The sequence below is a fragment of the Rhodococcus olei genome, from assembly GCF_039540555.1.
GTDB lineage: Bacteria > Actinomycetota > Actinomycetes > Mycobacteriales > Mycobacteriaceae > Rhodococcus_G > Rhodococcus_G olei.
This window is the reverse complement of record NZ_BAABFB010000066.1, coordinates 239,239-263,216: the sequence shown is the minus strand read 5'-3', so window position 1 is coordinate 263,216 and position 23,978 is coordinate 239,239. Positions and strand designations below refer to the sequence as shown.

Genomic DNA, 23,978 nt, shown 5'->3' with positions numbered 1-23,978 from the left:
AGGTGTCCGCGACCGTCGAGCCCGACCGGGTGAAGTCGGCCAGGTCAGTGCACCACGACCGCGGTGGCGACGAGGGTGCCGGCGTCGACGGTCTCGATGTCCCGCTCGGTCAGCAGGGCCAGGAAGTCGAGCCGCACGGCCTCGACCGTCTCCGGGCCGGGCGGCAGCGACGCGCGCAGCGCGGTGCCCAGGACCAGGTCCCAGACGAGTTCGGGTGTCGTGGGCAGCAGGTTCGACAGCTCGTTGACCTCGACGGATCCGGCGCTGTATCCGGTCAGCCAGGTACGCAACGCGCCCGGATTGTCGAGGTGGGACAGGGCGGCGGGTCGGTCGGTTCGGCGCGGGTTCGGCACGTGTGCGGCCAGCGCGTCGTGGAAGGTGTCGGTGAACTCGGCCAGCGCCCCGCGCCGCCACACCGTCACCCCCACCTTGGCGACCGGGCGCAACAGCCGCACCAGCCGCCCGAGCGCCGCGTTGGGATGCGGTAGCGAGAACAGGCCGTACGAGCAGGCGAGCGCGTCGTAACGACCGCGCGGAACACTGCTAGGCGGCTCCCAGGTGGCGGCCTCGGCGCGGACGAAGTCGATGTTGTGCAGGGCGCGGTCGGAGGCGAGGAGCCGGCCCTGCTCGAGCAGGTCGTCCGCGAGGTCGACGGCGTGGACGAGTCCGGTCGGTCCGACCGCGGCGGCCGCGGGAAGCGCGGACGCCCCCGCGCCGCAGCAGACGTCGAGCACGGTGTCACCGGGCCGCAGCCGCAGCTGGAAGGCCAGTGCCTGGCCTGCCGGGCCCCACACGGTCGGCATCAGCCTGCTGAACTCGCTCGCTCCGCCCCACACCTCGACGAGCTCGTCGGCGCTCATGCGAACAACGGTAGTCGCTCCCGGCGCCGTCGGCGGCGTCAGAGCAGGTAGAAGGCCTCGGGGTAGCGGAACTCGCCGGTGTGCTCCGGGGTCCACGCGTCCAGGCGGCGGACCTGGAAGTGGTCGGCCCACTCCGGTACACCGGGGTCGACGGCCACGGTCGCCGCCGGCACGAACCCGAACCGCGGGTAGTAGTCGAGATGGCCGAGTAGCGCGACGAGCGATTCCCCGAGTGCGTCGGCGCCACCGAGGCACGCGTGCATCAACGCCGCGCCGATCCCCGACCCCTGCCGGTCCGCGAGCACCCCGATCGGACCGAGCGCGAGGGCCGGGCGCCCCGACACCGACCCGCGGGTCAGGCACACGTGTCCGACGACCGCGCCCGCCGCGTCCTCGGCGACCAGCGACAGCGCCGGCAGCCAGGCGTCCGAGGCCCGCAACGCGGCGACCAGTGCGACCTCCACCGGTTCGGCGGCGCCGGGCGGGGTCTCGTGGGCGAAGGCGGAGCGGTGCACCGCGGCGACGGCGTCGACGTCGGTGGGACGTTCCCGGCGGATCAGCATGGGCGTCAGTGTCGCCGGGCCCGGGAGTCGGTCGCAACCGGTTTTGTCACGGGGGGCCGGGGCGGGCTGTGCGAAGCTCGACGCATGTCGGAGAACCTCACCCGTGCCCGGGTCGCCGCGATGGTCGACCACACCCTGCTCAAGCCGGAGGCGACCGCGGCCGACGTCGCGGGACTCGTGACCGAGGCCCGCGAACTCGGGGTGTACTCGGTGTGCGTGTCGCCGTCGATGCTGCCGTTGCGGGCGGACGGGTTGCGGGTCGCGGTCGTCGCCGGGTTCCCGTCCGGCAAGCACCATTCGCTGATCAAGGGGTCCGAGGCGCGCCTGGCGGTGCAGCAGGGCGCGGACGAGGTCGACATGGTCATCGACGTCGGTGCCGCGGTCGCCGGGGACTACAACGCGGTGCTCGCCGACATCCTGACCGTGCGTGAGGGCATCGCGGACGCGGCGGTGTTGAAGGTGATCCTCGAGACGGCGGCGCTGTCCGACGAGGCCATCGTCGAATGCTGCCGGGCCGCCGAGCGGGCCGGCGCGGATTTCGTCAAGACTTCGACCGGGTTCCATCCGGCCGGCGGCGCGACGGTCCACGCCGTCGAGGTGATGGCGCAGACCGTCGGCGGCCGGCTCGGCGTGAAGGCCAGCGGCGGAATCCGGACCGCGGACGCCGCCCGCGAGATGATCGCCGCCGGCGCGACGCGGCTCGGGTTGTCGGGCACGCGGGCGGTGCTCGACGGCTTCCCGGACTGAGCGGCCGCCGGCCGACCCGGTCAGACCAGCAGCGAGCAGCTGTCGGGCGCCTGCTGTCCGGCCTGCGGTGCCGGCATCGTGTAGGCACCACCGGCCAGGGTCAGTTCCAGGCCGCTGCTGCTGACGGTCAGCGTCTGTGCGGTCATGCCCAGCGGGAAGTTCTGCAGGCTGCTGGTCAGGATGTCGACGATGCCGCTGACCAGATCGGTCGGCAGGCCCAGCCCGAACACCGCGGCGTCGACGGTCTGCACGTGCACCGCACCGTCGACGACGGTCGGCTTGACGGTCAACTGGGCGATGCTGCCCATCACCTGGAACTGCAGCGTGCCCGCGGACGGATCCGCGACGACGTTCGTGACCAGCGCGCCGAACGGCTGCTCCTGGATGGTCGACAGGATGCCCTGGGTGGACCACTCGATGTCGGCGGTCGAGCTGCCGACCGTGCCGCCCGAGGTCTCGCTGGTGGTCAGGTCGACGTCGTTGACGCGGGCGCTGACGTGCATGTCCTTGGCGGGGCCGAAACTGGAGTCGTCACTGGTGATCGTGATGTAGGGGACCTTCTTGTCGACGGCCTGCAGCAGCACCGGCTTGGCGCTGAGCCCGACGTCGACCTGGGATCCGAGCTGGCTCTCGAACTGGCTGGTCATGCACTGCTTGACGTTGTGCCGGACGTACAGCTCGGCGCCGATCAGTGCGGCGACGAGGGCGACGATCACGACCAGGGCGACGGTCAGGGCGAGGCTGCGCTTCGAGCGGGTGCTCGCGGGACCGGAGGGTGCGTGCGTGGTGGCCATTGCTGGGATTCTTCCGGAAGTTCCTGTGCCGTTTCTGAGAACACCCGGAGGGAATTCGTGTGGAATCCGCCACGCGGACAATTGTGTGACCTGTACCACAGTTTCGTCGTACTGTGTCGACATGGACCACACGCCGGAACGGAAACGACGCGACCGCGCCCTGCGCGAACGGGCCGGCGGGCAGGGCGGCTACTTCACCTCCGCGCAGGCACGTGCCTGCGGCTACTCGGCCGACGAGATGGCGGACGCGGTTGTCGCCGGCGCCTGGTTGCAGTCGGATCCCGGACTGTTCCGGCTCACCACGTGGCGCACCGGCGACTTCGACGAGGTCGCCCGGTGCTGCGTCCGCCTCGACGGCGCCGTGGTGTCGCACCAGAGCGCGGCGGAGTTGCACGGTCTCGGGCATCTCCATCCGAGCTTCCTGCACGTGACCGCGCCCGACGACGGGCACGCGCGGCTCGACCGGGTCGCGGTGCACCACTGCGACCTCGCCGCGGGCGACACCGAGCACGCCGGCGCCTTCCTGATCACGACACCGCTGCGCACCGTTCTCGACCTCGCCGACGGCGGGGTCTCGCAGTGGGTGCTCGACGAGGTCGTCGGCGACGCGCTGGCGATCGACCGGCTCGACCGGGAGGAACTCGAAGTCGGGTCGGACCGGTGTCCGACCCGGGTGCGGCAGCGGGTGCGCCGGGCGCTGTCGGCCTGGGCGTGACCCGGAGCGTCAGGAGGCGGACGGCGCCACCACCGCCCACGGCACCGTGAGCACGTTGTCGCGCAGGCGGCGGCGCGGCACCTCCACCGGAACACCCTGAGCGCGCAGCAGCTCGAGCGTCGCGCGCCACCGGATCCGGGGGCCGAACGCGGCGTGGGGAGCGGCGGTCGCCCAGGCCCGGTCCGCCGCGAGCAGCAGGTCGTGGACACCCTCGCCGGCCACGTTGCGGTGGATCAGGGCTTTCGGCAGCCGCTCGGCGATGTCGCCGGGGCGGTCGACGTCGAACGGGTCCCACGCCAACGTCAGCGTCAACGGCCGGTGCGCGTCGAGTACGACCCACGCGCAGCGGCGACCCAGCTCGTCGCAGGTGCCGTCGACCAGCAGTCCGTTCGGTGCCAGGGCCGACTGGATCTTCGCCCAGGCGCCGGCGACCGCGTCCTCCGGGTACTGACGGAGCACGTTGAACGCCCGCACCAGCACCGGGCGCAGGCCGGCGAGTTCGAAACCCCCGCGTGCGAAGCGGACGCCGTCCCGGCCGGGGACGACCCGGGCCGGGTCGATCTCGAGGCCCACGACCGGCAGGTCGCCGCGGACCGCCCGGAGCCGGGCCGCCAGTTCGAACGTGGTGTCGGGGCGTGCGCCGTAGCCGAGGTCGACGACCAGGGGGTGCGGGGTGGAGTTGAGCAGGTCGACGACCTGGGGGCGGTGCATCAGCCAGCGATCGCTGCGCCGCAGCCGGTTGATCCCGGTGGTGCCGCGGGTGATGACGCCGTCCGGTTTGGCGGCGCGGTTCATGCGGATCTCGTTACCGGTCTTCCCGCTGTCGGCGGTCCAGCCAGTCGGCGGTGACCCGCGCCTCGGTGCGCAGCAGGTCGACGACGTTGAGCAGCATCATCTGCTCGAGCTTGCCGCCGACGAACGGGATGGACACCTTCGCCTCGGACGAGGTCCGGAGGGTGGACCCGGTGTCGGTGCGAAACAGCGACATCGTGCCGGTCAGGCTTCCGGGTCCGGCCGGGATCGTGGCCTCGTAGGTGCCGGTGACCGGCTCGCCGAACGCTCCGTAGTGCTCCCTGCGGGTGATGATCATGTCCTTCGTCATCACGGTCTGGGCGACGTCCGGCAGGCTGCTACGGGGGATCACGTGGTGAAAGACCAGGTCGATACCGGTCTCGGTGACCTCGAAGTGTTCGACGTCGTTGTCCGAGAACTTCCTCAGCTCGTCCATCCGGGCTTCCCAGTAGTCCCGGTCGGACAGCGCCGCGTACACCCGCTCGGTGGAGTGGGTGTAGCGGGCGGAGTAGTCGATGCGGCGAGCCATGAGCGGACAGGCTACCGGCTCGGCACGCATCGACCACACAATTCGCCGCGGTCAGGCGTTCGCGGCCGCCCACTCCTCGACGGCTTCCTGATCCGTCTCGAAGATCTTGCGGACCTGGTCGACGACCATTCCCTCGATCGTGCCGCCGATCAGCTTGACGTTGACGTCGACCTCGCCGGCGCCGGTGAGGGTGGATCCGCCGTCGACGTCGGTCAGCGTGTAGGTGCCGCGGACCGTGACCGGAATTCCGGTGGTGTCGACGGCGAACGAACCGGCCGCGGAGCCGCCGGCGACCGGGCTCCAGTTCTCGGACCGCAGGATGGCCAGGTCGCCCTTGATCAGCTTGGTGACGATGGAGGGCAGTGCGCTGGTGTCGACGACCTGGTTGACCGCGACGTCGATCGTGCCGGGGCCGGACTCGAGCCGGGTCAGGGTGACGCCGCTGTCGGCGCCCTTGGCGACGCGGTCGTTCCAGAACGCGGGAGCGGTGAGGGTGCGGTGCACCACCTCGGCGGGCAGGGAGTAGTTGGCGGTGAACTCGATACGACGTGACATAGTGCGGCAGATTACATGGCTGTAGTGCTAGTCGTTTTCGGCCAGCCAGCGTGCGGTGAATTCGTCCTCGTGGGTGAGCAGATCGTCGATCTGCTCGGCGATCACCGACTCGATTTTGCCGCCGATTAACGGGATCGCGACCTGCACCTGCCCGTCGAGGGCGACGGTCGCACCGGTCCCCTCTGCGGTCAGGGTCAGAGTGCCGGTCAGGTCGCCGGGCATGCCCGCGACGTGCGCGGTGAACGTGCCGGTAGCCCGGTCGTCACCGAGCGGTCCCCAGTCCTCGGTGCGGGTGATGGTCAGGTCGCCGGGCCGGATCTTCGTCACGATCGACGGCAAGTGCTCGGCGGGGATCGCCTGCGTCATCTCCACGGCGATCGTGCCGGCGCCGACGTCGATGCGGTCGACGTGCGAGTGCTCGCCACCGGCCTCCGCGAGCCGGTCCCGCCAGTACCGCTCGCTGGTCAGGGCGGCGTGCACCCGCGCGACGGAATGCGGGTAGGTGGCGGAATGCGGGATTCGGCGGGCCATGTCCGGCACGCTACCGTTTGCACCCGTGCGGGTAGTGGAGGACGTGGCGGCCGAGTCCGGGGCCGAATTGGATGTGGACGTGCCGATGTCGCGGCTGACGACACTGCGGGTCGGCGGTCCGGCGCGGGCGATGCTCACCTGCCGCGACACCGACACGCTGGTCGCGGCGGTCCGCGCGCTGGACGCGGCGCGGGTGCCGGTCCTGATTCTCGGTGGGGGCTCGAATCTGCTGGTCGCCGACTCCGGTGTCGACGCGGTCGTGGTCCGCGTCGCGGGCGACGGGGTCCGCCTCGACGACGGACTGGTCGTCGCCGACGCCGGCGCGGTGTGGGACGACGTGGTGGCGCGGTCGGTCGACGCCGGCCTCGGCGGCCTCGAATGCCTGTCCGGGATTCCCGGGTCGGCGGGTGCGACCCCGGTGCAGAACGTCGGCGCGTACGGCGTGGAGGTCGCGTCGCTGTTGCGGCGGGTGCAGTTGCTCGACCGCGCGTCGGGTGAGGTGCGGTGGGTCGGCCCGGACGCGCTCGGCCTCGGGTACCGCACCAGCGTCCTCAAGCACACCGACACCGCGGTCGTGCTGGCCGCCGAGTTCGCGGTGACCGCGGACGGGCTCAGCGCGCCGTTGCGCTACCGGGAACTGGCGACCGTGCTCGGCGCCGACGAGGGGGAGCGGCGGTCGGCCGCGAAGGTCCGCGAGGTGGTGCTCGGGCTGCGGGCGGGCAAGGGCATGGTCCTCGACGCCGCCGACCATGACACCTGGAGCGCCGGATCGTTCTTCACGAACCCGGTGGTACCGGACGATCGGCTGCCCGCGGTGCTGGCCGCGATCGCCGCGCGACTCGGCGAGGGCGTCGCGGTTCCGCGCTACCCGGGTGACGGCGGCACGAAACTGTCGGCGGGCTGGCTGATCGAGCGGGCGGGGTTCGCGAAGGGGCATCCCGCTCCGGGGGCGGCGGCGCGGCTGTCGACCAAGCACACGCTGGCGCTGACGAACCGGGGGGCCGCCTCGGCCGCGGATCTGCTGGCGTTGGCGCGGGAGGTACGCGACGGTGTGCAGGATGCGTTCGGGGTGCGGCTCGAGCCGGAGCCGGTGACGGTGGGCTGCCGCATCTGAGCGGTGGGACGAGGGTCACATCCGCGACGTCGGTACCGTGGATTTCGTGTTTGCTCTCGGTGTGCGCCCCGGACGGGCCCGCGGATTCTGGTTGCTCGCCGCGCTGGCGGCGGTTGTCGCGCTGGTCGCGGGCTGCAGTGCGGGCGGCGGCTCCACCCCGTCCGCGCGCCCGGAGAAGGGGCCCGTCGCCACGGTGACGCAGACCCCGGCGGCCGGTGCCACGGACGTGAACCCGACCGCGCCGGTGTCGGTGACCGTCACGGGCGGCACCCTGCAGGGGGTGGCCCTGACCAGCCCGTCCGGCAAGGTGGTGCAGGGCACGCTGGCGCCGGACCAGCGGACGTTCGCGGTCACCGAACCGCTCGGCTACGGCGCCACCTACACCTGGTCCGGGACCGCCGTCGGCACCGACGGCGTGGCCGTGCCCGTGCAGGGCGCGTTCACCACGGTCGACCCGCCGTCGACGACGTCGGTGACCACCAACATCGCGGACGGTCAGCAGGTCGGCATCGCGGCCCCGATCATCCTCAAGTTCGACGCCCACGTCGCGGACAAGGCCGCCGTCGAGAAGGCGTTGACGATCACCACCAACCCGCCCACCCCGGGATCGTGGGCGTGGTTGCCCGACGACAACGGGTCGCGGGTGCACTGGCGGCCGGAGCACTACTGGGTGCCCGGCACCACCGTGCACCTCGTCGCGAAGCTGTACGGCCTGCCGTACGGGGACGGCGCGTACGGCGAGTCCGACGTGACCCTCGACTTCGGCATCGGCCGCAGCCAGATCGTCAAGGCCGCCGCCCCGAGCCACCGCATGCAGGTGGTCCGGGACGGGCAGACGATCATGGACATCCCGGTGAGCTACGGCGAGGGCAACGAGAACCGCAACGTCACCCGCAGCGGAATCCACGTCGTCACCGAGAAGCACGAGGACTTCCTGATGTCGAACCCGCCGTTCTACGAGAACGTCCGCGAACGGTGGGCGGTGCGGATCTCGAACAACGGCGAGTTCATCCATGCGAACCCGCAGACCACCGGCGTGCAGGGGTCGGCGAACGTCACCAACGGCTGCATCAACCTGTCACTGTCGGACGCGCAGCAGTACTTCGGGACCGCGCTGTACGGCGACCCGGTCGAGGTGACGGGCACCCGCATCGACCTGTCGGCCGCCGACGGCGACATCTACGACTGGGCGATCGACTGGCCGACCTGGCAGTCGATGTCGGCATTGCCGGCCGCGGCCGCTCCGGCGCCACCCGCGGCCGCGGCCCCGGTCCCGGCCCGCTGACGCTGGAAACGCACCCGGGACCTGCCCTGATGTCGACGGCGGGGGAGACGGAAACGCTTCGGTGACGGCACGAGTCCCGCTCCCGGAGCGGCCGTGGGTCCTCCGGGCACGGTGTCGTGTCGGGAAGGACCCACGGCCGGATTGCCGTGCTGCCTAGCTTCCGAAGAGGGAGCCGAGGCTGCCGGTGGAGCTGCCGCCGCCCGTGCTGTCCGCGGTTGCGACGGTGACGGTGATCTGGCCGGAGGAGGTGACGCCGCCGGGTCCGGTGTACGCCGCGGTGATGGTGCGATCGCCCGCGGCGGTGGGGGTCCAGCTCAGGGTGGCGGTGCCGTTGGCGTCGAGGGTTGCGGTGCCGACGACGGTGTCGCCTTCCTTGAATTCGACTGTGCCACCGGTGCTTCCGGGGGTCACGGTCGCCTTCAGTGTCGTGGCGGTGCCGACGGTGGCGCCGGTGACCGGGGCGACGGTCGTGGTGTAGGCGGAGGGGACGTCCACGTACTGCACGGCCGACAGCGATCCGTCGGCGCTGGCGGTGACCAGGTACTTCGCGGTCAGTCCGTGGGAGCCGGGAACGGCCGGCGTCCAGGTCGTGGCGGCGACGCCGTTGGCGTCGAGGGTGCCGGTGCCGATCTTGGCGGCGCCGTCGTAGAACTCCACCGGGTCGCCCTGGGCGCCGCCGGTGACGGTCGCGGTCAGAGTCGACGCCTGCCCCAGCGCCGCACCGCCGACCGTGGCGAGGCTGGTGGTCGTGGCGTTCTTCGCGACCGTGATCAGCGGGCCCTTGGTGGTGTAGGTGCCCGGGCCGCGGGAGCCGAGGTAGCTCATACCGGTGGTGAGCGCCTCGTTGCGGCTGCAGTCGTTGCCGACCTTGTACTGCGTGCTCAGCAGCGGTGCGTCCTCGTACCGCTTCGCGGTCGGCTGGTAGCCGAGGCCGACGAAGTCGACTGCGGTGTAGTCGGACTGGGTCTCGACGAACGGCTCGACGGCACGGGTTCCGGCCGCGTCGGTGACCGTCGCGGAGCCGGGCACGTAGGTCAGGCAGGCGGGGTGCCATTCCCTGACCCAGTTGAGCTTCTCCCAGTTGGCGTCGGTGCGCTCCCACCGGGTGGTGATCGTGACGGTGTCACCGGCGGCGGGGGTGGTGTTGGTGACGATGCGGGTGAAGTGGGTGTACCCGTCGTCCCAGGTGATGGTCTGCGGCGCCGCGTTCGCGATTCCACAGGTGAGGAGGGTGAACGCGCCGACCGTGAACGTGGCCGCCGCGCCGGCGGCGATGCCGCGAGCGCTCGTTCGGTGAGCCATGAAGATTTCCTTCCGTGTTCGGTGAGGCCTGGTTGACGTGCTGGCGGTACCTCCCCGGAGCCGGGGAGGGGCCTTACTAGCTGCCGAAGAGGGAACCGAGGCTGCCGGCGCCGCCCCCGCCGGCGGTGCCCGCGACGGCCACGACGGCACTGGTGGTGGCGGACACTCCGGGACCGCTGTAGGTGGCGGTGATGGTGTGGTCGCCGGCGGTGGTCGGCGTCCAGCTCTGGGTGGCGGTGCCGTCCGGGCCCACGGTGGCGGTGCCGATGACGGTGTCGCCGTCCTTGAACTCGACGGTGCCGGCACCGTGCGGGGTGACGGTGGCGGTCAGAGTGGTCGCGGCACCGACGGTGGCACCGCTGACCGGGGCCAGCGCGGCGCTGAAGCTGTCGTTCGCGACGGTGACGGCCGGTCCCTTGTTGACGTAGTCACCCCGGCCGCGCGAGCCGTTGTAGCTCAGCCCGGTGTAGAGGGCCGACCCGCGAGCGCAGTCGGCGCCGACCGTGTACTGGAAGCTGAGGGTCGGGGTGTCGCTGTAGTTCCTGACCATCGGCTTGTAGCCCGAGGTGGCGAAGTCGGCGGCGGCGAAGTCCGGCTTGACCTCGACGTACGGTTCGACGGTGTGGACACCGGCGTTGTCGGTGAGCTTGGCCGAGCCGGGGACGTAGCTCAGGCAGGTGGCGTGGAAGTCCTTGGCCCACCAGAGCTCTTCGTAGTTGGCGTCGTCGCGGGCCCACGTGGTGGTGACGGTGATGACGTCGCCCGGATTCGGGGTGGTGTTGCTGACGGTGCGGGTGAAGGTGGTGTACCCGTCCCTCCAGGTGATGGAGCCGGGCGCGGCACTCGCCACGCCGCCGGCGAGGAGGGTGACGGTACCGACCGCCAGCGCGGTGGTGGTGGCGGTGATGAAGCGGGTCGTTGCTCGTCGAACCATGGTCGTCTCCCTTGCGATCGGTGCGGACATACGGTCGGTCGGTCGGTCGGTCGTGTGCGGGTCGGGCCGATCAGCTGCCGAAGCCGCCGAGAAGGGAGTCGAGGCTGCCGGTGCCACCGCCGCCGAGATAGCTGATCGAGATGGACGGGCCCTTGGTGGCGTAGCCACCGGAGCCGAGGGTGCCGTTGTACTCCATGCCGGTGGGGAGGTAGTTGCCGCGCGAGCAGTCGGCGCCGACCGTGTACTCGACGGTGAGCACGGGCGACTCGGCGGGGTTCTTCTGCACCGTCCAGCTGCCTGCGGAGATGTCGGCGGCGACGAAGCCGGGCTGGATCTCCAGGTACGGCTCGACATCGAGGGTGCCGCGGTTGCCGCTGATCTTCGCCGAGCCGGGCACGTAGGTCAGGCAGGTGGGATGGTGGTCCTTGATCCAGTAGAGCCGTTCGGGTGTGTCGTTGGTCCGCTCGAACTTCGTCGTCACCGTGATGGTGTCGCCCGGGTTCGGGCTGGTCTCGCTGATGGTGCGGGTGAAGTGGGAGTAGTAGTCGTCCCACGTGGCCGTACCCTCGGCGGCACCCGCGACGCCTCCGCCGATCAGGGCCATGGACCCGACCGCGACTGCGGCCGCCGCGGTGGAGACGACGCCGCGCGTGATCCATCGATGTGCCATATCGGTGTTCCTTTCGACTGTGACGGACGGTTGGTCGGATCGCTCCGCCGCCGCGCGACCGCAGGGGCAGGAGCGGGGGACCGGCCTTCGCTCTGCGCCGACACCGATCGGCACTGGGGGGCCGTTGCAGATCGGCGGAGAAGGGAGGTGCGCGGCGATCGGATCCGTCGGGCGCAGCGCCGTCACAACTGGCACGAAAGCGAAAGCACGAGAGCAGAATTCGATTGGTCGACGGTGACGATCCGCGACGATGACCGACGCTGAGCACTCGTGGTCCTCAGTGCGGCCGACATGACCGGGGCCGGGTGCATCCTGGTCGGACGTCCGTACCGGACGGTATGTGAGATCAGGCTAGGTCGGCGGGCGTCGGAACGACAAACACCTGCTTGCTCGCGATTGACAGGGCGTTGCTGTCAGTACGCGACGGGGATGGGCATCGCGCGGTCTTCGAGGTCGGGCGCCTGCAAGCGTTCGACCAGATCAGGATTCTCGTCGCGCACCTGCCGCGCGGCGGCGACGAACGAGCGGACCAGCGTCGACGGGTTCGCGCGCGGCCACGCCACCGAGACGTCACACGGCGCGACGTCGGTGATCGGCAGCAGGGTCACTCCCGGAAACGGGATCCAGCGCGCGCAGGCCGCGGTCACGCCGATGCCGACACCGGCCGCCACCTTCTGGTACTCCTCGAGCAGCGACGCCGACCGGGACACCACTCGTGCCGGCACGCCGTGGCGATGGTCGTCGAGTTCCCAGTAGGCATTCCACACCGGGTCGTTGCACGCCGCACCGAACACCGGCTCGTCGATCAGGTCGGCCACCGTGACGTCGGGGCGATCGGCGAGACGATGATCGTCCCGCACCATTGCCACGAGCGGCTCCGTGAACAGATGCTCGAAGTCCACGCCGCACGTCGTCAGCGGCCGCCGCACGAATGCCACGTCGACCGACCGGTCGTTCAACCCGGCGGACGGGTCGTCATAGTTGAACTGCCGCATCTCGATCGCGACTCCGGGATGACGCCGGCGGAACGCCGAGATGATCGGCTCGGTCAGCATCAGCGCCGCCCCCTCGAGGAAGCCCAGCACCAGTCGCTGGTTCTCGGTGCGCTGCATCGAGCGGGCGCGCTCCGCCGCAACGTCCATCGCCGCGAGCGTCGCCGTCGCGTCCTCGAAGAACGCCGTGCCCGCGGCACTGAGAGTCACGCTGCGGGTGGTGCGGGTCAGCAGCACCACGCCGAGCGCCCGCTCCAGCTGCTTGATCTGCGCGCTCAGTGTTTGCTGTGCGATGTGCAGCTTCTGCGCGGCGCGTGTGAAGCTCAGTTCCTCCGCGACGGCGACGAAATAACGGAGGTGGCGCGTCTGGAGCTCCATGCCGGGAGTGTAGGCCGACCCGGTGCTCCGGAAGTCGTGTACGCGGCGCGCGAGATCGACTCGTTGCCTGACGGTTGCCCGTGTGTCTGCCGGCCGCGCCCGTCGAGCAGGTCGCCGGGTGTCAGCTCGCGTCGCACCGCGTCACTTCCGGGCGAACCGGGTGGCGGAGGCCTGGTCGCGGGGTCGCATGATGATCTGGTCGAGGTTGACGTGCGAGGGCCGGGACGCGACGAACCCGACCACCTCGGCGACGTCCGCCGCGACCAGCGGGGTGATGCCCTCGTACACCTTCGCGGCGCGTTCCTCGTCGCCGTCGAAGCGCACGAGGGAGAACTCGGTCTCCACCGCGCCCGGGGCGATCTCGGTGAGCCGGACCGGCAGGCCGAGCAGCTCGCCGCGCAGCGTCCGGTGCAGCACCGCCTGCGCGTGCTTGGCGGACGTGTACCCGGACCCGTTGTCGTACGCCTCGAACGCCGCGACCGAGGTGATCGTCACGATCAGGCCGTCACCGGACTCGATCAGCTTCGGCAGCAGCGCCTTCGTCATCCGCAGCGTGCCGAGGACGTTGGTCTCCCACATCCACCGCCAGTCGTCGAGGTCGGCCCCGAGCACCGGTGCCACGCCCTTCGCGCCGCCGGCGTTGTTGACCAGCACGTCGACCCGCGGCACGACCGCGCAGAACGCGTCGACGGAGTCCTCGTCGGTGACGTCGAGTTCGAGGGCGGTGCCGCCGATGTCCTTCGCGAGCCGCTCGAGCCGGTCCACGCGGCGGGCACCGACCACGACGTGGAAGCCCTGAGCGGCCAGGGTCCGGGCGGTGGCCTCCCCGATTCCGGAGCTGGCTCCGGTGACGACGGCGACTTGGTCCTCGGGCGAAATGGTCATGCCCCTCAGACTAGGCGCCTCCCCGGCTCGTGCGCGGTGTGCGTTGCCCCATGCGCCACGCCCGAGCCGGGTTCGGTCAATCGGCGGCGAACTCGGCCTCGCGCTCGATCTCCCGGACCGCGACGGCGGGGACGCCGACCGGGCCTGGGGTGTAGGTGACCGAGCGCAGGTCGCCGGTGTAGCGGAACGGACCCCGGCGCTCGCGCAGGTCCCACGACACCGGACCGCGGGCGTCGACGCCGACGGAGATACCGGTCCAGGGGGCCATGCCGACCAACTGGACCTGACCCAGCAGTTCGGCCTCGTCGGCTCCGTCGACCCGGATCGTGAAATCCCAGCGCAGCCGTGGCGCCACGACCGCGGACACGTCGATCGTCCTGGCGCCGGCCGGGAGTGGACCCGCATCGACCGAGGTGTAGCGGCCATAACTGTTGACGCCGAACACGAGATGCCCGTCCTCGACGTACAGCAGGTAGCCGCCCTGCACGTCACCGTGCGCGACCAGCACCCCCTCGTCGCCGGGCGTGTAGCCGCCCGGTTCCACGCCGGGCGCGGAGCCTGCGGAGCCGCCCAGTTCCACACGGATGTCGAAGTCCCGGAACGAGATCAGCTTCGACGACCGATACCGTTCCAGGGTCGGAGTGCCGGCCAGGATGCGCACCGGGCGAGCCAGTGCCTGTTCGGCGGGGCGGCGGGTGAACAGTCCGGCCGGGGTGGCGAGGGGGAACACCGTGTTCGCCCACGCCGACTCGTCCCAGGCCGCGGCGAGTTCGGCGACCTTCTCCGGATACCGGTCCGCGACATCGTGGATCTCGGTGGGGTCGGTGCGCACGTCGAACAGTTGCCACTTCGGGTCGTCGACGTCGAGTCCGGGATGGAGCGCGAGCAGCTTCCAGCCGTCCCGGTAGAAGCCGCGGTTGCCCACCATCTCGGTGTACTGCTCGGTGTGCGTGCTCGCGGCAGACCGGTCGTGCAGCAATGCCGATGCGTCGACACCGTCGAATGTCTTGACCGGCAGGCCTTTCCGCTTCGTGGGTGCTGTCACACCGGCGAGCGAGAGCAGTGTCGGGGTCAGGTCGGTGACGTACGCGAACTGGTCCCGGACGCCATTGTCCCCGGACTCTTTTCGCAGTCCGGCCGGCCACGACAGCACGAACGGGACCCGGACGCCGCCGGCGAACGACTGGCCCTTGTAGAACCGGAACGGGGTGTTCGAGGCCTGGCCCCAGCCGCGCGGGTAGTGCACGCCCAGTCTGGCCGACCCGATCAGCGACTCGTCGTGCGGCACGTCGCCCACCCAGTCGGGATCGGGGACGTGCGCGAACTCGGCGAAGTAGCTGCGGGTGCCCTCGGGTCCGCCCTCCGCGGTGCCGCCGTTGTCGGAGGTGAACACCACGATCGTGTTGTCGAGTTCGCCGAGTTCGTCGATGGTGTCGAGGACCCGACCGACCGACTGGTCGACCGAGTCCACCATCGCGGCGTACACCTCCATGTACCGAGCGAAGCGGGCACGCTGATCGTCGGTCAGTGAATCCCATTCGGGCACATCGAAACCGGGTTCGACGTTGCGTGGAGCCTGCTCGGTGCCCTCCGGGAACAGTCCCTGCGCGACCTGCGACTCGAAGCGCCGCTGCCGCACTGCGTCCCAGCCCTGCTCGTACCGTCCCCGGTACCTGGCGATGTCGGATTCCTTGGCCTGCAACGGTCCGTGCATCGCGACGTGTGCGAAGTACAGGAAGAACGGTGTGTCCGCGTCGTGGGCACGCAGGTCCTTGATGTACGAGACGGCCTTGTCGGTGAGGTCGTCGGTCAGGTAGTAGCCCTCCGGGTACTCCTCGACGTCGACGGCCGAGCTGTCCGACACCAGCTGGTTCGGGTGGAAGAACGAGTTGAGACCCTCCAGGGACCCGTAATAGCGGTCGAACCCGCGCTGCGTCGGCCACGAGTCACGGGTGGCGCCGGGGCGGATGTTCGCGTCCCGCACCAGATGCCACTTGCCGACCGCGTAGGTGGCGTACCCGCCCGCCCGCAGGATCTCCGGCAGGGTCTGCGTGTCGTCCGACAACTCCAGGCGCAGGCCCGGAAAGCCGGGATCGGCGTTCGCGACGAAGCCGTAGCCGGCGCGGTGCGGGTTGAGCCCGGTCAGCAGCGCCGCGCGGGACGGTGAGCACAGCGGGGTGGTGTGGTAGTTCGTCAGCCGCACGCCCGAGGCCGCGAGGCGATCCAGGTTCGGGGTGTCGATCTCCGAGCCGAACGGCCCGATGTCGCTGAACCCCATGTCGTCGATCAGGATCACGACGATGTTCGGCGCCCCGGGCCGGGCGGACGGCACGTCGGGCCAGGCCGGGGTCGAGTCGTCGGTGGTGCGGCCGATCCGGCCGGGGAAACCCTCGTAACCTCGGGCGTGCGGAGGAACGGTCATCAGCCGGCGACCCGGACCGGGTTGTCGATGGACGAGAAGTGCGAGGCGTCGCCCGCGACGATCGTGCTGCGCTCGCCGTGGATGTTGACCGGCACGTCACCGGCGAGGGTGATCCGGGTGAGGCGGCGGCGCTGGCCGTCGTAGTCGTCGATCGCGTAGTGCTGGGTGGCCCGGTTGTCCCAGATCGCCACGTCTCCGGGAGCCCAGTTCCAGCGGGTGGTGTTCTCCAGCTTGGTGACGCGCGCCTGCAGCAGCTGGAAGAGCGTCTGCGACTCGGTGGTGCCGAGGCCGACGAAATTCTTGACGAAATGGCCGAGCAGCAGGGCGCGCTCGCCGGTCTCGGGGTGCACCCGGACCACCGGATGCCGGGTCTCGTAGTAGGTGGACTGGAACTCGCGCCGGTACTCCGCCGTCTGGGCGTTCAGGTCCTCGGCGGTGCTGGACGCATAGTCGTAGACGTTCGTGTGGGTGGCCCACAGGTTCTCGACCAGCGCCTTCAACGGCTCGGGCAGGGCCTCGTAGGCAGCGGTGGTCGACGCCCAGGTGGTCGAGCCGCCGTAGGTCGGCAGCACGTCGGCCCGCAGGATCGACGCCTTCGGGATCCGGTCGACGAAGGTGACGTCGGTGTGCCAGCTGTTGGCGCGGCCGTACTCCGAGTCGATCGGCAGGATCTTGTCGCCGCGGGAGGTGACGGTCGGGTGCGCGGTCGTCGGCTCGCCGAGCAGGCGCGCGAACGCGTACTGCGATTCCTCGTCCAGGTGGTGCTGGTCGCGGAAGAAGATCACCTTGTGCTCGAGCAGGGCCTGCCGGATCAGGCTCACGGTGGCCGGGTCGAGGTCGCCGCCGAGGGCGACCCCGTCGACGCGCGCACCGATGTGGGCGCCGAGCCGGACGACCGCCGGGGCCGTCGTCTCGTTCGGTGGTGTGGCGAAATCGATGGACATGGAAGACCTTTCGGTGTCGCGGTGCGGTGGTCGGTTGCCGGTCCCATGTAATCGTCGGGCGCTGCCGTCGGCCAAGTGTTCGGGTCAGGGCGATCGCAATCGGCACCCGACGAGAGGTATTTCCCCCTGTTTGCAGGAGAATTCGGCGGGTGTTAGCTTGTGCGGCATGACTTCCGGCCGGCTCTCCCCGATGCGCGTCACCTACGTGACCGTCGCACTGGGCGCACGCCTGCCCCTTGCGCGGGAACTCTGTTGTTCCCTCCGCGGTATCTCTCGCTAAGTCAGCGCTGCCCCGTCTTTCGCGCATCTGCTCTCTCTGAGCGGATGTGACGACCCACGCCCCCCGTCTCGCTCGACGCGGGGGGCGTGCTCGCAGCGCTCGTCCACCGTGTAGGCCTGTCCCGTCCGGGACGAAGCGCAAGGAACTCGTGTGTCCGTATCGACTCTTCCGTCCACCATCTCCCGACCGTCCGTCCGCCGCACCGCCCACGGCGTCCGCCGCGCGCCGAACCGGACCCAGGTCGTCCCGCCGCTGCTGCGGATCACCGACTCGCCGGCCGCGGCCGTGTTCCGGGTCGCCTGCGCGCAGGGACCCATCGGCCGCGACACCGCGGCGAAGGTCACCGGCCTGAGCACCGCGACCGTGAACCGCCAGGTGGTCGCGCTGCTCGGCGCCGGCCTGCTCCGTGAGCGCGCGGACCTGACCGCGTCCGGCGCGGTGGGGCGCCCACGCGTCCCGTTCGAGGTCAACCACGAGCCGTACCTGACCGTCGGCATCCACATCGGCGCGGTCGTCACCGGCATCGTCGCCAGCGACCTCCGCGGCCGCATCCTCGGTGCGGTGGAGGTGCCGACGCCGGTGGGGCCGCAGTCGCAGGCGGTGAGCCGGATCGTCCACAGTGCCCGGATGTTCCTCGGCCGCTGGCACCGCCGCCGACCGTTGTGGGTCGGGGTCGCGCTCGGCGGCCGCGTCGACCCGGTCACCGGCCGGGTCGACCATCCGCGGCTCGGGTGGACCGCCGCGCCGGTCGGCGCGATCATCGGCGACGGACTCGGGCTGCCGGTGTCGGTCGCCGCGCACGTCGACGCGATGGCCGCGTCCGAGCTGCTGCTGGCGCCGGGACGGCCGGGGGAGAGCGCCGCCTCCGGGACCGGCCTCTACTTCTACGCGCGCGAAACCGCCGGTGTCGCAGTGACGATCGACGGTCGCGTACACACCCCGTCGACGGGACCCGGGTCCATCGTGCACCTGCCCACCGGCTCGGGGGCGCAGTGCTCGTGCGGGTCGCGCGGATGCCTCGAGGCGACCGTCAGCGACCGTGCCGTGATCGACGCCGCCCGCGATGCCGGCATCCTCACCGAGACCGACGAGCGACCGGCGATCGCCGCGGTGTACCGGGCCGCGGCGTCGGGCTCGCTGGCGGCGCACGAGCTGCTGGTCGAGCGGGCTCGCGTGCTCGGTCGCACCGTCGCGATGCTGCGGGACCTGTTCAACCCCGACCGCGTGATCCTCGGCGGCCAGGCGTTCACCGAGTACCCGGCCGGGATCCCCCACGTCGCCGAGGCGTTTGCCGCAGCATCGAGTTTGGCGCGCAAGGACATTCGCATCACCGGATTCGGCAACCGGGTGCAGGAGTTCGCCGCGGCCGTCGTCTCGCTCAGCTGCATCCACGCCGACCCCCTCACCTCCATCCGAAGGACTGCCCTCCAGTGAACACTCCGCTTCCCCCGTCTCTCGACCGTCGCACGTTCTTCCGCGGCGCGGGCCTGGTCGCCGCCGCGGTCCTCGGCACGGGCCTGCTCGGCGCCTGCTCGTCGGCGGTCGAGGAACGGAAGGCCGGCGCCGCGGCTACCGCCACCCCGGTCCGCGGCGGAACCCTGAAGGCGGCGATCACGAGCGACGTCCTGCCCGCGACCTTCCTGACGAACACCGACGGCTCCACGACGGTGATCGGGCTGGCCTACGACAGCCTGATCCGGTACCCGAACGACCGGGTGCAACCGGAGCCGCGGTTGGCGACCGCCTGGCAGCTCGCGGGTGACGGTCGCTCGCTGACCCTCGACCTGCGCGAGGGCGTCACGTTCCACAGCGGCCGGCCCTTCACCTCCAGGGACGCGGAGTTCTCGATCCGGACCTACGCCGACCCCAAGTGGACGGCGCAGTTGCGCAGCACCGCCGCCGCGATCACCGGCTACGACACCTCCGACCCGCACCGGCTGGTGCTGACGTTCGCGCACCCGCTCGGCAACATCTTCGACCTGCTCGACACCGTGCCGATCCTCGACAGCGAGTCCATCGACAAGCTCGCGGCGGGGGAGGCGTTCGTCGGCACCGGGCCGTTCCGGCTGACCTCGCGTGTCCCGAACACGTCGCTGACGTTCGAGCGCAACGACGGCTACTGGATCCCGGAGCGGCCGTACCTGGACCGGGTCGAGGTGTCGGTCATCCAGGACGCGAAGGCGCTGCTCAGCTCGCTGAAGTCCGGGCAGGTACAGCTGGTTCACGGACTGAACTACCGGGACGTCGAGGTGCTCGGCAAAACCGCGGGCTACCAGGCGATCCCGATGGAGGGTGCCGAGCTCCAGGTGTACCTCGGCACCAACGTCACGCACCCGGCGCTCGCGGATGTCCGGGTGCGGCAGGCGATCGCGTACGCGCTCGATCGCGACCGGATCGTGACCGAGGTGTTCCGCGGGTCGGGCTACCCGGTGAACCTGCCCTGGCCGAAGTCCTCCCCGGCCTACGACGAGGCGCGCAACGCCAGCTACGGCCTCGATCCGGCGAAGGCGAAGCAGATCATCGCGCAATCCGGTGTGGCCGTCCCGAACCTGCCGTTGACGTACCAGGCAGGCAACCCCTTCTACGAGGCGGCGGCGCAGATCGTGCAGGCGAACCTTGCGGACGTCGGCATCGCCACCACGCTCGACCCCCAGGAGGGGGCCACGTTCGTCAAGCAGCTGATCGGCGCCCAGTTCCCGGCGCTGTGGCTGACGTTCCATTCGTGGGCGCAGTACGTGCCGTCGACGCTGACGGTCAGTGCCTACCCGTTCAACGCCCGCAAGAACGCGTCCCGGTTCGACAGCCCGGACTACGTGCGGGCCGCCGACGCGGCGTGGCAGGTCCCGGACGGCACCAGCCCGGAGGCCGTCGCCGCGTACCGGACGGTGAGCACCGAGCTGCTCGACAACCTCTTCCTGATCGAGATCGGCGTGATCCTCAATCAGCTCGCCTCGGCGTCGGCGGTGCACGACGTCGGGTGGACGAAGCGGTCCGAGATCCAGCTGACCGACACCTACCTGGCGTGACCGAGTGAGGAGTGGTGTGATGACGCGCTACCTGATGTCCCGGGTGCCGTCGGCGGTGGCGGTCCTGGTGCTCGCGTCGCTGCTGATCTTCTTCGTTCTCAGGCTGGTGCCGGGCGACCCGGCCACGACCATGGCCGGACCGGATGCCACCCCGGAAACGATTGCCGCGGTTCGGCATTCGCTCGGTCTGGACCGGTCCGTCCCGGCCCAGTACCTGTCCTGGATCGGCGACGTGCTCACCTTCGACCTCGGCCGGTCGTACGTCCTCGGCGGCCGGATCTCCGACCTCGTCGGCACGGCGCTGGTCAACACGGTGGTCCTCGCCGTGGCCGCGTTGCTGCTGGCGGTGGTCGTCAGCGTGACGCTGTCCGTCGCGGCGGTCGTGTGGCCGCGGCGGTGGCTCACCGGACCGGTTGCGGGCTTCAACACCCTGGCCGTCGCGCTGCCGCCGTTCGTGACCGGGGTCCTGCTGGTGCTGGCGTTCGCGGTGCTGCTACCGGTGCTGCCGTCGGGTGGCGTTCCGCCGGACGGGTTCTGGGCCCGGCCGGACATCACGGTGCAGTACCTCGCGCTGCCCGCCATCTGCCTCGCGCTGCCCGTCGCGGCCGCGCTGACACGGTTCCTGTCCGAGGCCCTGCGCACCGAGATGCGCCAGCCGTACGTCCTGACCGCCCGCGCGTTGGGGGTGTCGCGGTGGAACCTGGTCACCCGCAGCGCGCTGCGCAACGCGCTGCCGACGATGCTGACGGTGCTCGGCCTGCAGACCGGGCAGCTGCTCGGCGGCGCGGTGCTGGTCGAGGCGATCTTCGCGTGGCCCGGCATCGGGCAACTGGTCGAACAGGGAATCAGCCGCCGCGACTATCCGGTGGTGCAGATCGTGCTGCTGATCGCGGTGTCGGTGTTCGTGCTCGTCCAGCTCGTCACCGACGTCGCCCACGCCTACCTGGACCCCCGGGTCCGGATCGGAGGAACGCCGTGAGCGTCGCCGCCCTGGAAACACCCGCCGTCACCGACCGCGCGCTGCCCGACCCGCCGCCGCGCCGGCGCCGCACCCTCGACGCGCTCACCCGCGGGCAGGGTCTGGTCGGCGTCACGCTCGTCCTGATCGTCGCGGCGGCGGGACTGTCCGCGCACTGGCTCGCGCCGTTCGACCCGAACGAGCAGATCCCCGGTGCGAACCTGCTCGGACCGGGCGCCGAGCACTGGTTCGGCACCGACCAGGTCAACCGGGACGTCTACTCCCGGGTCCTGCACGGCATCCGGATCAACCTGCAGATCGTCGCGCTGGCCGTCCCGATCGGCGCGATCGTCGGCACGCTGCTCGGACTGGTGTCGACGCTGCACCCGGCCGCGGACGTGCTCGCGCAACGGGTGTTCGACGTCGTCCTCGCCTTTCCGGCGCTGATCCTGGCCATCGCGCTGGCCGCGATCATCGGGCCGGGTGCCGTCACCGTCGGGATCGTCATCGTCGTCGCCGAGATCCCGGTGTTCGGCCGCACGATCCGCACCCAGGTGCTGCGGGTCCGCGAACAGCCGTACGTCGAGGCCGCCGAGGTGATCGGTGCGTCCCGGTGGTGGACGCTGCGCACCCACGTGCTGCCGAACACACTGGAGCCGTTGGCCGTTCAGCTGGCCCTGTCGATGTCGGTGGCGGTGTTCGTCGAGTCCGGCATGAGCTTCGTCGGGATCGGCGTACGCCCACCGGCACCGTCGCTGGGCGCGATCATCGCCGACGCGGTCCCCAACCTCGACGCCAACCCGGCGTTCGCGATCGGCCCGCTGCTCGTCGTCGCCGCGCTGGTGCTCGGTTTCCTGCTCATCGCGCAGGCCCTCGGCGCCGCCCGCCGCGCCTGACCCTTCCCCAGGTTCCCCGATCTGACATCAGGTCACTTCCGGTTCCCGGATGTCACATCGGGGAACCGCACCGACAGGAGAAACACGATGACCGAGACGATCCTCGACATCGAGAACCTCACGATCCGGTTCGGGCCGGACGGGCCGACCGTCGTGCGCGACCTCGACCTGAGCGTCGCCGGCGGCGAGATCGTCGCGCTGGTCGGCGAATCCGGCTCCGGCAAGTCGATGACCGCGAAGGCCGTGCTCGGGCTGCTGCCCGACGGCGCCACGGTGAGCGGCTCGATCCGCCTCGGCGGCGACGAGGTCGTCGGCGCGGCGGAGGACGCGTTGTCCGGGCTGCGCGGCACCCGGGCGGCGATGGTGTTCCAGGAACCGCAGACCGCCCTGAACCCGGTCCGCACGGTGGGCTGGCAGATCGCCCAGGCGCTGCGGGCGCACGGCCGGATCTCCCGCGCCGCGGCCCGGGCGCGGGCCGTGGAACTGCTGCGGCTGGTGGAGATCCCGGACCCGGACGTGCGCGTCGACTGGTATCCGCACCAGCTGTCCGGCGGGCAGAAGCAGCGGGTGGTGATCGCTCTCGCGCTGTCCGGGAACCCGGACCTGCTGATCGCCGACGAGCCGACCACCGCGCTCGACGTCACCGTGCAGGCCGAGATCCTGGACCTGCTGCGGACCCTGCGGGACGAACGCGGGACCGCGATCCTGCTGATCACCCACAACATGGGTGTCGTCGCCGACATCGCGGACCGGGTCGCCGTGCTCCGCCGCGGTGTCCTCGTCGAGGACCGCGGCGTGCACGAGCTGTTCGCGTCACCGCGGGAGAAGTACACCACCCAGCTGCTCGCGGCGGTGCCGCGCCTCCCCGTTGCCGCGGACCCCGGCCCGGCCCCCGAACCGGCGGCCGCGGGGGACCCGGTCCTGACGGTCACCGACCTCGACGTCGTCTACCCCGGTCGCGGTGGCGGCGCACGGTTCCACGCGCTGCGCGGGGTCAGCGTCGCCGTCGAGGCGGGAGAGGTGCTCGGGATCGTCGGTGAATCCGGTTCCGGCAAGACCACTCTCGGGCGCGCGGCGCTCGGGATGGTCACGGCGAGCGGAGGGTCGGTGGTGCTCGACGGCGCCGACCTCGCGTCGGTGACGGCGCGGGAACTGCGAGCCCTGCGGAGGAACGTGGCGCTGGTGCACCAGGATCCGGCGGCGTCCCTCGATCCGCGTCGCAGCGTCGGCGATTCGATCGCCGAACCGCTGGTGGTGCACCGCACCGCGTCCGGGGGGCTGCTGCGGGCCCGGGTGGGGGATCTGCTCGACTCGGTGCGGCTGCCGCGCGAGTTCGCCGAGCGCCGGCCCGCCGAGCTGTCCGGCGGGCAGCGGCAGCGGGTCGCGCTGGCCCGTGCCCTGGCGCTGGCGCCGCGACTGCTGGTCGCGGACGAGCCGACCAGTGCCCTCGACGTGTCCGTGCAGGCCGACGTGCTCGCCCTGTTCGCGGACCTGCGCGAGGAATACCGGTTCGCCTGCCTGTTCGTCAGCCACGACCTCGCCGTCGTGCACGAGGTCGCCGACCGGGTCGCGGTGCTCCGGCGCGGGGAACTCGTCGAGATCGGTGCCACCGCAGCGGTGTTCGGCAGTCCCCGCGAGGACTACACGCGGGGACTGCGCGACGCGGTCCCGAGTCCCGACCCGGTCGAGCAGCGTCGGCGTCGGTCCGGGCAAGCGCGCGCGGTGCTGTCGGCGGTCGGCTGACCCGAGCGCAGGTTCCGTACTCGGACGGACGATGAGCGTGTCGGCAGGACATCGCCCTGGGCC

Annotated in this window: 23 protein-coding genes; 9 read left to right on the top strand and 14 right to left on the bottom strand. The window is 71.1% G+C overall.

From position 1 onward, the window contains the following. Positions 1-44: 44 nt before the first annotated feature. The gene (locus ABD951_RS22255) at positions 45-860 is read right to left on the bottom strand and encodes a class I SAM-dependent methyltransferase (protein WP_345350339.1); all 816 of its coding nucleotides are present in this window, start codon (positions 858-860) and stop codon (positions 45-47) included. Between the two features lie 38 nt (positions 861-898). Continuing rightward, positions 899-1,423 carry a GNAT family N-acetyltransferase gene (locus tag ABD951_RS22250; RefSeq protein ID WP_345350336.1) on the bottom strand — a complete coding sequence of 175 codons (525 nt, stop codon included), beginning with the start codon at positions 1,421-1,423 and terminating at the stop codon, positions 899-901. A gap of 84 nt (positions 1,424-1,507) precedes the next feature. On the opposite strand from ABD951_RS22250, the gene deoC reads away from it, so the two are divergent. Further along, a complete protein-coding gene (gene deoC, locus ABD951_RS22245; RefSeq protein ID WP_345350333.1) occupies positions 1,508-2,170 on the top strand; it encodes a deoxyribose-phosphate aldolase in 663 nt (220 codons plus the stop codon). A gap of 20 nt (positions 2,171-2,190) precedes the next feature. Here deoC and ABD951_RS22240 read toward each other — a convergent pair whose 3' ends face one another. After that, a complete protein-coding gene (locus ABD951_RS22240; RefSeq protein ID WP_345350330.1) occupies positions 2,191-2,964 on the bottom strand; it encodes an LmeA family phospholipid-binding protein in 774 nt (257 codons plus the stop codon). Positions 2,965-3,085: 121 nt separating this feature from the next. On the opposite strand from ABD951_RS22240, the gene ABD951_RS22235 reads away from it, so the two are divergent. Then, positions 3,086-3,679: a type IV toxin-antitoxin system AbiEi family antitoxin domain-containing protein gene (locus ABD951_RS22235; RefSeq protein ID WP_345350327.1), complete on the top strand. Its 594-nt coding sequence runs from the start codon at positions 3,086-3,088 to the stop codon at positions 3,677-3,679. A gap of 9 nt (positions 3,680-3,688) precedes the next feature. Here the strand turns inward: ABD951_RS22235 and ABD951_RS22230 are convergent, their stop codons facing one another. From ABD951_RS22230 to ABD951_RS22215, 4 genes are read right to left on the bottom strand one after another with little or no spacing between them, the layout of a single operon-like run. Further along, entirely contained in the window at positions 3,689-4,474 is a 786-nt protein-coding gene (locus tag ABD951_RS22230) for a class I SAM-dependent methyltransferase (protein ID WP_345350324.1), read from the bottom strand. Between the two features lie 10 nt (positions 4,475-4,484). After that, positions 4,485-5,000, bottom strand: coding sequence for a DUF2505 domain-containing protein (locus tag ABD951_RS22225; RefSeq protein WP_345350321.1), 516 nt, complete (start codon positions 4,998-5,000; stop codon positions 4,485-4,487). A gap of 51 nt (positions 5,001-5,051) precedes the next feature. Further along, on the bottom strand, positions 5,052-5,555 hold the full coding sequence (locus ABD951_RS22220) for a DUF2505 domain-containing protein (RefSeq protein ID WP_345350318.1): 504 nt from the start codon (positions 5,553-5,555) through the stop codon (positions 5,052-5,054). Positions 5,556-5,582: 27 nt separating this feature from the next. After that, positions 5,583-6,086 (bottom strand): DUF2505 domain-containing protein, encoded by a 504-nt coding sequence (locus tag ABD951_RS22215; RefSeq protein ID WP_345350315.1) that lies wholly within the window; start codon positions 6,084-6,086, stop codon positions 5,583-5,585. Between ABD951_RS22215 and ABD951_RS22210 the strand changes: the two genes are divergently transcribed. Together ABD951_RS22210 and ABD951_RS22205 are read left to right on the top strand one after the other, a co-directional pair. Continuing rightward, positions 6,085-7,200, top strand: a complete 1,116-nt coding sequence (locus tag ABD951_RS22210; RefSeq protein WP_345350312.1) for a UDP-N-acetylmuramate dehydrogenase — start codon at positions 6,085-6,087, stop codon at positions 7,198-7,200. The two genes, ABD951_RS22215 and ABD951_RS22210, sit on opposite strands and share 2 nt — an antisense overlap. Positions 7,201-7,246: 46 nt before the next feature. Then, positions 7,247-8,485, top strand: coding sequence for a L,D-transpeptidase (locus ABD951_RS22205; RefSeq protein WP_345350309.1), 1,239 nt, complete (start codon positions 7,247-7,249; stop codon positions 8,483-8,485). Positions 8,486-8,638: 153 nt separating this feature from the next. Here ABD951_RS22205 and ABD951_RS22200 read toward each other — a convergent pair whose 3' ends face one another. The 7 genes from ABD951_RS22200 to ABD951_RS22170 all read right to left on the bottom strand — a co-directional run bounded on the left by ABD951_RS22200 (position 8,639) and on the right by ABD951_RS22170 (position 17,012). Further along, on the bottom strand, positions 8,639-9,787 hold the full coding sequence (locus ABD951_RS22200; protein ID WP_345350306.1) for an Ig-like domain-containing protein: 1,149 nt from the start codon (positions 9,785-9,787) through the stop codon (positions 8,639-8,641). A gap of 76 nt (positions 9,788-9,863) precedes the next feature. Beyond that, on the bottom strand, positions 9,864-10,721 hold the full coding sequence (locus ABD951_RS22195) for an Ig-like domain-containing protein (RefSeq protein ID WP_345350303.1): 858 nt from the start codon (positions 10,719-10,721) through the stop codon (positions 9,864-9,866). Between the two features lie 70 nt (positions 10,722-10,791). After that, complete coding sequence (locus ABD951_RS22190; RefSeq protein ID WP_345350300.1) at positions 10,792-11,391, bottom strand: hypothetical protein; 600 nt, start codon at positions 11,389-11,391, stop codon at positions 10,792-10,794. 413 nt (positions 11,392-11,804) lie between these two features. Further along, positions 11,805-12,761 carry a LysR family transcriptional regulator gene (locus ABD951_RS22185; protein WP_345350297.1) on the bottom strand — a complete coding sequence of 319 codons (957 nt, stop codon included), beginning with the start codon at positions 12,759-12,761 and terminating at the stop codon, positions 11,805-11,807. A gap of 141 nt (positions 12,762-12,902) precedes the next feature. Continuing rightward, positions 12,903-13,646 (bottom strand): SDR family NAD(P)-dependent oxidoreductase, encoded by a 744-nt coding sequence (locus ABD951_RS22180; protein WP_345350294.1) that lies wholly within the window; start codon positions 13,644-13,646, stop codon positions 12,903-12,905. A gap of 76 nt (positions 13,647-13,722) precedes the next feature. Continuing rightward, positions 13,723-16,068, bottom strand: a complete 2,346-nt coding sequence (locus ABD951_RS22175) for an arylsulfatase (protein WP_345350291.1) — start codon at positions 16,066-16,068, stop codon at positions 13,723-13,725. Beyond that, the gene (locus tag ABD951_RS22170) at positions 16,068-17,012 is read right to left on the bottom strand and encodes a TauD/TfdA dioxygenase family protein (protein ID WP_345350288.1); all 945 of its coding nucleotides are present in this window, start codon (positions 17,010-17,012) and stop codon (positions 16,068-16,070) included. The genes ABD951_RS22175 and ABD951_RS22170 overlap by 1 nt, the downstream gene beginning before the upstream one ends. Before the next feature lie 430 nt (positions 17,013-17,442). On the opposite strand from ABD951_RS22170, the gene ABD951_RS22165 reads away from it, so the two are divergent. The 5 genes from ABD951_RS22165 (at position 17,443) to ABD951_RS22145 (ending at position 23,915) form a co-directional block, all read left to right on the top strand. Then, positions 17,443-18,726, top strand: coding sequence for an ROK family transcriptional regulator (locus ABD951_RS22165; protein WP_345350285.1), 1,284 nt, complete (start codon positions 17,443-17,445; stop codon positions 18,724-18,726). After that, a complete protein-coding gene (locus ABD951_RS22160; RefSeq protein WP_345350282.1) occupies positions 18,723-20,318 on the top strand; it encodes an ABC transporter substrate-binding protein in 1,596 nt (531 codons plus the stop codon). The genes ABD951_RS22165 and ABD951_RS22160 overlap by 4 nt, the downstream gene beginning before the upstream one ends. Positions 20,319-20,337: 19 nt before the next feature. Next, positions 20,338-21,297 carry an ABC transporter permease gene (locus ABD951_RS22155; RefSeq protein WP_345350279.1) on the top strand — a complete coding sequence of 320 codons (960 nt, stop codon included), beginning with the start codon at positions 20,338-20,340 and terminating at the stop codon, positions 21,295-21,297. After that, on the top strand, positions 21,294-22,172 hold the full coding sequence (locus ABD951_RS22150) for an ABC transporter permease (RefSeq protein ID WP_425569914.1): 879 nt from the start codon (positions 21,294-21,296) through the stop codon (positions 22,170-22,172). Before ABD951_RS22155 ends, ABD951_RS22150 begins: the two co-directional genes overlap by 4 nt. A gap of 87 nt (positions 22,173-22,259) precedes the next feature. After that, positions 22,260-23,915 (top strand): dipeptide ABC transporter ATP-binding protein, encoded by a 1,656-nt coding sequence (locus ABD951_RS22145; protein ID WP_345350276.1) that lies wholly within the window; start codon positions 22,260-22,262, stop codon positions 23,913-23,915. Positions 23,916-23,978: the final 63 nt, after the last annotated feature.

Excerpts from the sequence above, each read along its gene's own strand:
- ABD951_RS22195 (WP_345350303.1), bottom strand. The coding sequence starts at position 10,721 with ATGGTTCGACGAGCAACGACCCGCTTCATCACCGCCACCACCACCGCG.
- ABD951_RS22190 (WP_345350300.1), bottom strand. The coding sequence starts at position 11,391 with ATGGCACATCGATGGATCACGCGCGGCGTCGTCTCCACCGCGGCGGCC.
- deoC (WP_345350333.1), top strand. The coding sequence starts at position 1,508 with ATGTCGGAGAACCTCACCCGTGCCCGGGTCGCCGCGATGGTCGACCAC.
- ABD951_RS22240 (WP_345350330.1), bottom strand. The coding sequence starts at position 2,964 with ATGGCCACCACGCACGCACCCTCCGGTCCCGCGAGCACCCGCTCGAAG.
- ABD951_RS22255 (WP_345350339.1), bottom strand. The coding sequence starts at position 860 with ATGAGCGCCGACGAGCTCGTCGAGGTGTGGGGCGGAGCGAGCGAGTTC.
- ABD951_RS22220 (WP_345350318.1), bottom strand. The coding sequence starts at position 5,555 with ATGTCACGTCGTATCGAGTTCACCGCCAACTACTCCCTGCCCGCCGAG.
- ABD951_RS22155 (WP_345350279.1), top strand. The coding sequence starts at position 20,338 with ATGACGCGCTACCTGATGTCCCGGGTGCCGTCGGCGGTGGCGGTCCTG.
- ABD951_RS22235 (WP_345350327.1), top strand. The coding sequence starts at position 3,086 with ATGGACCACACGCCGGAACGGAAACGACGCGACCGCGCCCTGCGCGAA.
- ABD951_RS22185 (WP_345350297.1), bottom strand. The coding sequence starts at position 12,761 with ATGGAGCTCCAGACGCGCCACCTCCGTTATTTCGTCGCCGTCGCGGAG.
- ABD951_RS22180 (WP_345350294.1), bottom strand. The coding sequence starts at position 13,646 with ATGACCATTTCGCCCGAGGACCAAGTCGCCGTCGTCACCGGAGCCAGC.
- ABD951_RS22210 (WP_345350312.1), top strand. The coding sequence starts at position 6,085 with ATGTCCGGCACGCTACCGTTTGCACCCGTGCGGGTAGTGGAGGACGTG.
- ABD951_RS22215 (WP_345350315.1), bottom strand. The coding sequence starts at position 6,086 with ATGGCCCGCCGAATCCCGCATTCCGCCACCTACCCGCATTCCGTCGCG.
- ABD951_RS22145 (WP_345350276.1), top strand. The coding sequence starts at position 22,260 with ATGACCGAGACGATCCTCGACATCGAGAACCTCACGATCCGGTTCGGG.
- ABD951_RS22175 (WP_345350291.1), bottom strand. The coding sequence starts at position 16,068 with ATGACCGTTCCTCCGCACGCCCGAGGTTACGAGGGTTTCCCCGGCCGG.
- ABD951_RS22200 (WP_345350306.1), bottom strand. The coding sequence starts at position 9,787 with ATGGCTCACCGAACGAGCGCTCGCGGCATCGCCGCCGGCGCGGCGGCC.
- ABD951_RS22250 (WP_345350336.1), bottom strand. The coding sequence starts at position 1,423 with ATGCTGATCCGCCGGGAACGTCCCACCGACGTCGACGCCGTCGCCGCG.
- ABD951_RS22230 (WP_345350324.1), bottom strand. The coding sequence starts at position 4,474 with ATGAACCGCGCCGCCAAACCGGACGGCGTCATCACCCGCGGCACCACC.
- ABD951_RS22225 (WP_345350321.1), bottom strand. The coding sequence starts at position 5,000 with ATGGCTCGCCGCATCGACTACTCCGCCCGCTACACCCACTCCACCGAG.
- ABD951_RS22170 (WP_345350288.1), bottom strand. The coding sequence starts at position 17,012 with ATGTCCATCGATTTCGCCACACCACCGAACGAGACGACGGCCCCGGCG.